The organism is Pseudomonas sp. RIT-PI-AD, from assembly GCF_025642785.1.
Lineage (GTDB): Bacteria > Pseudomonadota > Gammaproteobacteria > Pseudomonadales > Pseudomonadaceae > Pseudomonas_T.
The window spans coordinates 1-1,269 of the sequence record NZ_JANZKU010000062.1 but is presented as its reverse complement, the minus strand read 5'-3'; the positions used below and the strand labels follow the sequence as shown (position 1 = coordinate 1,269).

At 69.0% G+C, this 1,269-nt stretch carries 1 protein-coding gene; it reads right to left on the bottom strand.

Features of this window, described 5'->3' with window-relative positions; translation table 11 throughout:
* On the bottom strand, positions 1–1,269 hold a 1,269-nt coding region (locus tag OGL92_RS22015), incomplete at both ends, for a VCBS domain-containing protein (protein ID WP_263148007.1).

Genomic DNA, 1,269 nt, shown 5'->3' with positions numbered 1-1,269 from the left:
GTGTTCCCGGCGCTGGCGGTGAACGAGTGGCTGCCGTCGCTGAGGCGAGCGCCCACGGGAATGTCGCCGATGCTCAGGTGCAGGCTTTCCGAACCGTCGGTGTCGGTCAGCGCCGCATGAACGCCGGAAAGCGGGATCGCGGTGTCCTCGTCGCCTTCGTTCTGCGCGTACTCGCGGTAATAGCCCTGTCCGCCGGTGCCTTGCAGCGCCGACAGGCGGATGCCTTCCTGGGCCAGGTCGACGGTGCTGCGGAACAGTTCGGCGTTGGCCGTGCTGAGGTCGCGCAGCGCGCCGCCGTCCACCTGGAAGTTGACGTCGTAGTTACCCGGGCCGTTCTGGTTGTGGTGATAGAGATCCAGGGTGTAGTAGCCGCTGGTGGTCGGGGTGAAGGTGCCGCTGAAGGCGCCGCTGTTGGCGCCCCAGGTGGCCTGGCCGACGACCGTGCCGCCGATCACCAGGCGAATGCTGTCGTCGCCGACGCCGCTGAAGCTGTAGGTGTGGCCGGCTTCCAGGTGGATCAGGCCGGAAATCTTCGAGGCGGTGCCGGCGCTGACGTTGCCGTTGGCCAGGTTGCTCAACTGGCCGCTGCCGGCCGGTACCCCGGCGTGGTCGATGGTGCTCTGCAGGGTCGCCGGCGCGGCGCCGCTGCCGCCGGTGCCCAGGGCCAGGCCGGTCCAGGTCTGCAGGGTCAGGCCGGTGGCCACCGGATGGCTGGGCGGATTGTTCAGGTCCAGCAGCGGGGCGTCCGCCACCGGGGTGACCTGGATAGTCAGGCTGGACTGCGCGGTGGTGGTGCCATCGCTGACGCTGTAGGTCACCGTCGGCAAGGTGCCGCTCCAGTTGGCCTGCGGGGTGAAGCTGTACTGGCCGTCGGCCGCCACGCTGAGGCTGCCGACCCCGGCGATCACGGCGACGCTGCCGGCGGCGTGGGTGACGCCATCGACGCTGAAGTCGACCAGGCTGAGGGTGTCGTGGTCGACGTCGGTGGCGTTGCCGAGCAGGTTGCCGCTGGCCGAGTGATCCTCATCGACGGTCTGGCTGTGGGCCTGTAGCTGGGGCGCGTTGTTGGTGCCGGTGATGGCGATGGACACCGTGGTGGTGCTGCCGTCGTTGAGGGTGACGGTCAGGTTGTCCTGGGCCTGTTCGCCCTGTTTCAGTCCATCGGCGCGGCCGTCGAGGCTATAGGACCAGTTGCCCGCGGCATCCAGGGTCAGGTTGCCGTAGGTGCCGGACAGGGTACCGGGGTTGAAGGCCAGCGCCGGGTTGTCC